Here is an 8,150-nt window from a genome sequence, read left to right as displayed (position 1 = left end):
CCATCATGCCGCCGCCCCAGTCCGGACTGTTGTTGCTGAAGCCTTTCACACCATACATCTGCAGCTTCCACTGTGCGCTCAGCTTCTGGCTCAGGAACAGCGAGGCCTCGCGGATCGGGTCGTTGGACGATCTCAGCCGCGCGCGCCAGTCGTAGGCTGCGCCCACGGTAGTCGCCGGCCCGAGCTTGGTGCCGATGCCGAGGGATGCATAGAAGGGATTGCGCAGATCCGAATCGCCCATGTCCTTCCAGCCGGCGGTGCCGAATGCCGTTACGGCACCGAAGGACCTGGCGGCGTCGAATTGCAGCGCGTAGTCGGTCTTGTTGTTGCCCAGGCACTTGCTTTCCGCCGTCGGCATCTTCACCTTCGCCACCGCGTCGAGCAGCAGGCCGTTCGCACTGCCGTCGAGCAGGTTGTAGCCCGCGCTCGCCGTGATGTCGCCGAGCCCGGTCTCGGTGCCCGAGCAGTCGATGCCCTGGATCGGGTCGCCGTCCGGGCTGACCACCGCATTCGTCACGCGCAGGTACGGAATGGTCATCTTGTAGGTCATGCGACCGGTCTCGTACTTTGCCGCGATCGGCACGTACCACATTTCGCTGGTCGTGCTCGTGCCGTAGTCGCCGGTCGAATAATCCAGCCCAGTCGTCACGCTCAGCTTGTTGGTGCCGGCGTCGGTGCCGGCGGCCAATGCGCTGCCGGACAGCAGCAGGGCCAGCAGGATGCGCTTGTGCTTCATTCGGCTCTCCTCAATGTTGGGGTGTCTTGTCCCTGTTGTGCTTCAGTCGTGTTCGGGGCGTTCGATGCGTTCAGGCCTTTCCAGCTTCTCGGGCCGTTCCACGCGCTCGATGCGTTCCGGCCGGTCGATACGTTCAGTGCGCTCGATGCGCTCGACCCGGCCGCTGCCGTCGAAGCGCTCTATGCGCTGGCGGGTCTCGATGCGGTCGCCCGACGTGCGCGTCTCGATGCGTTCGCGCAACAGCAGGTCGCCGCTCGGGCTCACCTCCGTGCGCTCGATCCGCTCGCGTTCGACCTCGCCGGAGGGGGACAGCTCGCGCTCGATGCGTTCGCGTCCCGACGCGTTTTCGGTCTCGATGCGTATCCGCTTGTCGTCGATCTCCGTCCGCGTCTTGCCCGAGCCGTGTTCCTTGCCGTCCTCGCTGTTGCCGGATTTCCTTCCGGACTGGGAGCCCTCGCGAGCGTCGCCGGCCCCGAAACCGTCGCGCACGACCTCGATGCGGGCCGCCTTGACCTTGCGCTCGCCGGTGAAGGTGCCCTGCACCCGGACACGCGTGTCCCTGTCCAGTGTGCCCGCCGCGCTGTCCGCGAATTCGGTCCCCTCCGCAAGCTCCACTTCGAAACCGCTGATATCCATCCGGTTTTCGCTTCGCTCGAGCACCAGGCCTTCCACGATCGCGTCGCGCACCCGGCCGGCGAAGGGAATGGTCGGATTCGTCCGCGCCTGCGTCACCGCCAGCGCACGTCCCGTCCATGTGCCGCGTACCAGCGACTCCGCATTTCCCCGGGCGTCGCCGCTCAGCGCCAGTCCGTGCAGCGTGCCGTCGCCGCCGCGCGTTCCGACCGCGCTCGCCTCCTGCAACTGCGGTGCCCGTTCGACGCGGGTTGCGAGCACCTCGCCGGACGCATTGCGGAATCCGCTCACCCGCACCATCTCGCCGGCGCGCAGGCCCGCGTCGACTTTCGCCCCCGACGCAAGCTGCACCGACTGACCCATCACACGCAGCGGCGCGGTGCCCATGCGCGCTGCGGTCACGGGGCCTTCGTAGGCGTGCACGATCGCGATGCTGCGCGCTTCCAGTCCGCGCGGCGACGTACCGGCCTCCACCGCGACGACCTGGCCCACGGCAAGGCGCGACACGGTGCCGCCGATACCGTTTTCGGTCACCGGAACGGCATCGTCGTAATGCACCTCCACGCCGTTCACGCAAATCGATGCGAAGCCGGTGATCGTCCCGACGATGCCCGTGCCGCCGGTTCCGCCTTCGCGGGCCGGGGCGCCCGTGCCGCCGATCCCTCCCTGCGCGAGCGGCGCGCCCGTGCCGCCGATGCCCGAAGCGGCAGGTGAGCCGGTCCCGCCAATGCCGGACGCCGGCGACCCGGTGCCGCCGATTCCACCTTCGCGCCGGGGCGCGCCCGTTCCTCCGATGCCACCCGGGTCCACGCACACCGGCGCGGCAACCGCCGGGACAACGCCGCACAGCGCGAGGGCGAGGCCCGCCGCAAGCCGGCGCAGTGGGTGGAAGCGATCACTCATGACGGGGATTTCGGCGAGGCGTCGCCGGACGGGCTCGTGTCCGAAGTCGGCTCGCTGTAGAAGTACAGGCCGATCGTGACGCGCTGTCGCGCATCGGGGGCTTGAGCGTCCTGCGCTTCGAGATCCGAGGCCAGCGTGTTGAAGGCGATCAGCGCCTGCATGCCTTCGTTTGCGACGGCGTCGCGCAGGCGCGCGATGCTGGCAGGCGACAAGGCGTCGTAATGCACGCTGCGCTCGAAATACGGCAGGCCGTCGGCAGTCAGGTTATGCACCGCCGCGCAGGCATGGTCATGCACGTTGTGGCCGAAATAGGCCGCCTTCTCGTCGAAGCCTTTCTGCGGAATGAAGGCCGCAGTCTCCAGATGCACGCGGTCGTGTTCATCCACGCGCGCGATCCCGAGCCGTAGCCATTCGTCGAGCACCACACGCGCCCGGATGTCCTTGCTGACGCGGGCGACCAATGCATCGAAGGAGCGTTCTCCGCCGGTGCTGGCGAGTCGTGCCAGGGGCGCGGGCTCGCCCGGTTGCGTGCAGAACGGCGCGGTGGTCTGCCAGGTGCTCACGAGGTGGGCTCCCAGGGATACGGCTGCGGGCAGATCATCCGCCACATCTGGCGGCTGGTTGCGCAGGCGCTTGACGTCCTTTCGATGCACGCCGGTCAGGAGGCTGATCCTGCTGTCGGTCGGCGCATTGGCGTCGAGGCGGAACTCCTGCTCCGCGACCTCCACGAAGACGCCCTTGAGCATGTCCGAGAAATAGGTATAGGTCACCCCCTTGCGCAGCATCAGCCGCACCAGCGGCCGCATGACGCGCCGGAGCGCGCGCAGCAGCGAAGTCGGCGGAGTGGGGGAATGCATGGGGTGCTTCTTCCGGGCTCAGTGGCTCACATCTTAACTGTGCGTGGGAAAAAATTCCATGCAATCCGCCGGTGGCACGCTCAGTCGCGCTCGCGACGTTCGACGCGCTCCACGCGCTCAGGCTTCTCCGGGCGATCGACGCGTTCGAGCCGCTCCATGCGCTCGAGCTTCTCGGGACGCTCGGCGCGGGCGACGCGCTCGGTGTTGTCGGGCCGTTCGACGGCGGCGCGGCGCGAGTCGCTGCGCGTGCGTTCGCCATCGGCGGTGGTGCGGCTGGAACTGCGCTCGTTTAGCACCGTGCCGTCGGTTGCCATGCGAACCTCGGTCGTCGTCTGGCTGGCCAGGCCACCGTATGCATTGAAGGTCATCTCCTTGGTGCGGACGCGGTTGGGTGCCTCGCCGGTTGCGCTCAGGGTACGCGTGCGGGTCACCGTCGTCGTGCCATCCGCGTTGATGACGGTATCCACGCCCTGCACGGGCATGGCGCCCTTCGAGCGCGCAACGCCAGCTGCCGCCATACCGTCCGTTGCTACCGTCGCGTCGGAGGGGGCGGGTTCGGCTACGGTCGTTGCGGTGGTCGTCGCCTCCTGCGCGGGGGCGAGGCTCGAATGCAGTCCGAAGGCGAGGGCGGCCGCTGCGTAAAAGGAACCGGAAATCCCGGGGTGAAGTTTCATCTGGCTCTCCTTGAATACGAAAGTGGGAAAAAATCCCACACACGCCAACTTTAGGTGCCGGCACCCTCGACGGTCAAGCGCGTGAGGGCGTGCAGATGTTTCGGGATATGTGTCGCGCAGATCCTGAGGGCGAAAAAAAGCCCGGCCGCGTAAGCGGCCGGGCGTGGGGTGCTCTTGTCTGCGTGCGGATCAGGCGGTCGCGAGCGGGATCTTGCCGATCTTCACCTGCCACTCCTTCGGGCCGGTGTTGTGCACGCTGGTGCCGTTCGAATCGACCGCAACGGTCACCGGCATGTCCTGCACGTCGAACTCGTAGATCGCTTCCATGCCCAGATCGGCAAAGCCGACGACCTTCGCGCTCTTGATCGCCTTGGCGACGAGGTAGGCGGCGCCGCCAACCGCCATCAGGTAGGCCGACTTGTTGTCGCGGATCGCGTCGATCGCCGTGGGTCCGCGCTCGGCCTTGCCGACCATGGAGATCAGACCGGTCTGCTCGAGCATCATGCGCGTGAACTTGTCCATGCGCGTCGCGGTGGTCGGGCCGGCCGGGCCGACCACTTCGTCGCGCACCGGGTCGACCGGGCCGACGTAGTAGATCACGCGGTTGGTGAAATCGACCGGCAGCTTCTCGCCCTTGGCGAGCATGTCCTGGATACGCTTGTGCGCAGCGTCGCGCCCGGTCAGCATCTTGCCGTTGAGCAGCAGCACTTGGCCCGGCTTCCACGACGCGACTTCTTCCTTCGTCAGCGTGTCGAGGTTCACGCGTGTGGCGACCTTGGTGTCCGCCTGCCAGGTCACGTCCGGCCAGTCTTCCAGCTTCGGCGCCTCGAGCTTCGCCGGGCCCGAGCCGTCGAGCTCGAAGTGCACGTGGCGGGTCGCCGCACAGTTCGGGATCATCGCCACCGGCAGGCTCGCAGCATGCGTCGGGTAGTCGAGGATCTTGACGTCCAGCACGGTCGTCAGGCCGCCCAGGCCCTGCGCGCCGATGCCCAGCGCGTTGACCTTCTCGAACAGCTCGAGGCGCAGCTCCTCGGCGCGCGTCAGCGTCGCGCCGGAAGCGGCCTTGTCTTTCAGTTCATGGATGTCGACCGGCGCCATCAGCGATTCCTTCGCCAGCAGCATCGCCTTCTCCGGCGTGCCGCCGATGCCGATGCCGAGGATGCCCGGCGGACACCAGCCGGCGCCCATCGTCGGGACGGTCTTCAGCACCCAGTCGACGATCGAATCGGACGGGTTCAGTGCATAGAACTTGGTCTTGTTCTCCGAGCCGCCGCCCTTGGCCGCACAGATCACCTCGACGTGGTCGCCCGGGACGATCTCGTAATGCACCACCGCGGGGGTGTTGTCCTTGCTGTTCTGGCGCTTGCCGGCCGGATCGAGCAGCACGGAGGCGCGCAGCTTGTTGTCAACATTGGTGTAGGCGCGGCGCACGCCCTCGTTGACCATGTCCTGGACGCTCATCCTGGCGTCCCACTGCACGTTCATGCCCACCTTGAGGAAGACCACCGCAATGCCGGTATCCTGGCAGATGGGGCGATGGCCTTCGGCGCACATGCGCGAATTGGTCAGGATCTGTGCGATCGCGTCCTTCGCGGCGGGGCTCTCCTCACGCTTCCAGGCCTCGCCGAGGGCCTTGATGTAGTCGAGCGGGTGGTAGTAGCTGATGTACTGGAAGGCATCCGCGACGGACTGGATCAGGTCTTCTTCGCGAATCACGGTCATGGCGCATCTCCTGGTAAGGCCGGGTCACTCGGTAGGGGCGCAATTCTAGCAGTCCGCGGCCGGCGACGTCCCACCGGAATGGGCAATGTTCCACGGTAAGGGGGTGTAAGTCCTGTGTAAGATACAAAGCCTTAAATGCCGCCAGATCGCGAAAGCAGCATCTTCAGCGAACGATAAATAAGACCGGCTCGACCGGTCGGCCCAGCAGGGCGCTTCAATTACTTTGAATAGTTGAGGAGAGGTCAGTATGTCGAACGAACAGCAGCCCCGTCTGTATTACCCGTCGGAAGAGATGGTCAAGAATGCCGCGGTCTCGGGTATGGACGCATATCGTGCGCTGTGCAAGGAAGCCGAGGACGACTACGAGGGCTACTGGGCGCGTCAGGCCCGCGAGCTGGTCGAATGGAAGAAGCCTTTCACCCAGGTCCTCGACGAGAGCAATGCCCCCTTCTTCAAGTGGTTCGCCGACGGTCAGCTGAACGTCTCCTATAACTGCCTCGATCGCAACGTCAATAACGGTCTCGGCGACAAGGTCGCGCTGATCTTCGAAGCCGATGGCGGCGATGTGACCCGCATCACCTACAAGGACCTGCTGACCCGCGTCTGCAAGTTCTCCAATGCGCTGCGCGCGATGGGCGTCAAGAAAGGCGACCGCGTCGTCATCTACCTGCCGATGTCGATCGAAGGTGTCGTCGCGATGCAGGCCTGCGCCCGTATCGGTGCGACCCACTCCATCGTGTTCGGCGGCTTCTCCGCCCAGGCGCTGCGCGACCGCATCAACGATGCCGGCGCTGTTGCACTGATCACGTCCGACGGCCAGTTCCGTGGCGGTAAGGCGCTCCCGCTGAAGCCGATCGCCGACGAAGCCCTCGGCATGGGCGGTTGCGAGTGCATCAAGAACGTCGTCGTCGTCCAGCGCACTGGCGCTGCGTGCAACATGGTCGAGGGCCGCGACAAGTGGTTCCACGAAGTCTGCGCCAGCCAGGCCGATACCTGCGAACCGGAATGGGTCGATGCCGAGCACCCGCTGTTCCTGCTTTACACCTCGGGTTCGACGGGCAAGCCGAAGGGCGTCCAGCACTCGACCGGCGGCTACCTGCTGCATGCGATCCTGACCATGAAGTGGACGTTCGACATCAAGCCGAACGATGTCTTTTGGTGCACTGCGGACATCGGCTGGGTCACCGGCCACACCTACATCACCTATGGCCCGCTCGCCTGCGGCGCGACCGAGATCGTGTTCGAGGGCGTGCCGACCTACCCGGACGCCGGCCGCTTCTGGAAGATGATCCAGGATCACAAGGTCAGCATCTTCTACACCGCGCCGACCGCGATCCGCTCGCTGATCAAGGCCGCTGACAACACCCCGACCGTCCATCCGAAGAACTACGACCTGTCGAGTCTGCGCATCCTCGGTTCGGTTGGCGAGCCGATCAACCCGGCCGCATGGGAGTGGTACTACCAGAACGTCGGCGGCAGCCGCTGCCCGATCGTCGATACCTTCTGGCAGACCGAGACCGGCGGCCACATGATCACCCCGTTGCCGGGCGCGACGCCGCTGGTGCCGGGTTCCTGCACGCTGCCCTTCCCGGGCATCATTGCGGCCGTGGTCGATGAAACCGGTACCGAAGTGCCGAACGGGCAGGGCGGTATCCTCGTCGTCAAGCGTCCGTGGCCGGCGATGATTCGCACGATCTGGGGCGATCCCGACCGCTTCAAGAAGTCCTACTACCCGGACGACTTCAAGGGCAAGCTGTATCTCGCCGGCGACGGCGCGATCCGCGACAAGGAAACCGGCTACTTCACGATCACCGGCCGTATCGACGACGTGCTGAACGTCTCGGGCCACCGCATGGGCACGATGGAAATCGAATCGGCGCTCGTGGCACACGAGAAGGTCGCCGAGGCCGCGGTCGTCGGTCGTCCCGACGACCTGACCGGCGAGGCCATCGTCGCCTTCGTCGTGCTGAAGGGTGCCCGTCCGACCGGCGAGGACGCCAAGGCGATGATCAAGGACCTGCAGAACTGGGTAGGCCACGAGATCGGGCCCATCGCCAAGCCCAAGGACATCCGCTTCGGCGAGAACCTGCCGAAGACCCGTTCGGGCAAGATCATGCGCCGGCTGCTGCGTCAGCTGGCGAAGGGGGAGGAGATCACCCAGGATACGTCGACCCTAGAGAACCCGGCGATCCTGGACCAGCTCAAGCAACCTGCGGGCTGACCCAGCATGACGGGGGACCGGTCCGCAAGAGGCTGGCCCCGCATAAGAATAATTGAGGCAAGCCGGCGCGAGCCGGCAGTGGGAGGAGGAGAAGGCGCGCGCAAGCGCGCCTTTTTTTTCCCGCCCGGAGGGACTGCTTCCCGGGGCCCCCGGCGGGCAACGGTATACTTCGGGTAGCCATCGTCATCATGAGGGAGACATGATGCGCAGAGGTCTGGCTGGTCAGAGGCTCGTTGCGACGTTCCTGGGTGGGGCGTTGCTGTTCAATTATCCCGTGTTGTCCCTGCTCGACAGGTCCGAGCCCTTCTTTGGCATGCCGATGCTGTGGGCGTGCCTGTTCATCATTTGGGCGGCGCTGATCGTCGTGGTTGCCTGGATCGCGGAACGTGGCGCGCGTTGAGGAG

The 8,150-nt window shown here is 65.9% G+C and carries 7 protein-coding genes; 2 read left to right on the top strand and 5 right to left on the bottom strand.

Annotation, left to right across the window (positions count from 1 at the left end):
* The 5 genes from GPA27_RS15775 to GPA27_RS15755 all read right to left on the bottom strand — a co-directional run.
* Positions 1 to 736: hypothetical protein (locus GPA27_RS15775; RefSeq protein WP_169141518.1), on the bottom strand; the 736-nt coding region annotated here is incomplete at its 3' end.
* A gap of 42 nt (positions 737 to 778) precedes the next feature.
* Positions 779 to 2,272, bottom strand: coding sequence for a DUF5666 domain-containing protein (locus GPA27_RS15770; RefSeq protein ID WP_169141517.1), 1,494 nt, complete (start codon positions 2,270 to 2,272; stop codon positions 779 to 781).
* Positions 2,269 to 3,129, bottom strand: coding sequence for a DUF6502 family protein (locus GPA27_RS15765; RefSeq protein ID WP_169141516.1), 861 nt, complete (start codon positions 3,127 to 3,129; stop codon positions 2,269 to 2,271). Before GPA27_RS15765 ends, GPA27_RS15770 begins: the two co-directional genes overlap by 4 nt.
* 80 nt (positions 3,130 to 3,209) lie before the next feature.
* Entirely contained in the window at positions 3,210 to 3,803 is a 594-nt protein-coding gene (locus tag GPA27_RS15760; RefSeq protein ID WP_169141515.1) for a hypothetical protein, read from the bottom strand.
* 189 nt (positions 3,804 to 3,992) lie between these two features.
* The gene (locus GPA27_RS15755) at positions 3,993 to 5,525 is read right to left on the bottom strand and encodes a fumarate hydratase (RefSeq protein WP_169141514.1); all 1,533 of its coding nucleotides are present in this window, start codon (positions 5,523 to 5,525) and stop codon (positions 3,993 to 3,995) included.
* Positions 5,526 to 5,772: 247 nt separating this feature from the next.
* Between GPA27_RS15755 and acs the strand changes: the two genes are divergently transcribed.
* The gene (gene acs, locus GPA27_RS15750) at positions 5,773 to 7,746 is read left to right on the top strand and encodes an acetate--CoA ligase (RefSeq protein WP_169141513.1); all 1,974 of its coding nucleotides are present in this window, start codon (positions 5,773 to 5,775) and stop codon (positions 7,744 to 7,746) included.
* A 202-nt stretch (positions 7,747 to 7,948) separates the two neighbouring features.
* Entirely contained in the window at positions 7,949 to 8,146 is a 198-nt protein-coding gene (locus GPA27_RS15745; protein WP_211165032.1) for a hypothetical protein, read from the top strand.
* Positions 8,147 to 8,150 lie beyond the last annotated feature (4 nt).

Origin of the sequence: Aromatoleum toluolicum (assembly GCF_012911005.2) — a bacterium.
GTDB classification, from domain to species: domain Bacteria; phylum Pseudomonadota; class Gammaproteobacteria; order Burkholderiales; family Rhodocyclaceae; genus Aromatoleum; species Aromatoleum toluolicum.
The sequence above is the reverse complement of the archived record's forward strand: the minus strand, read 5'-3'. Positions and strand labels throughout refer to the sequence as shown.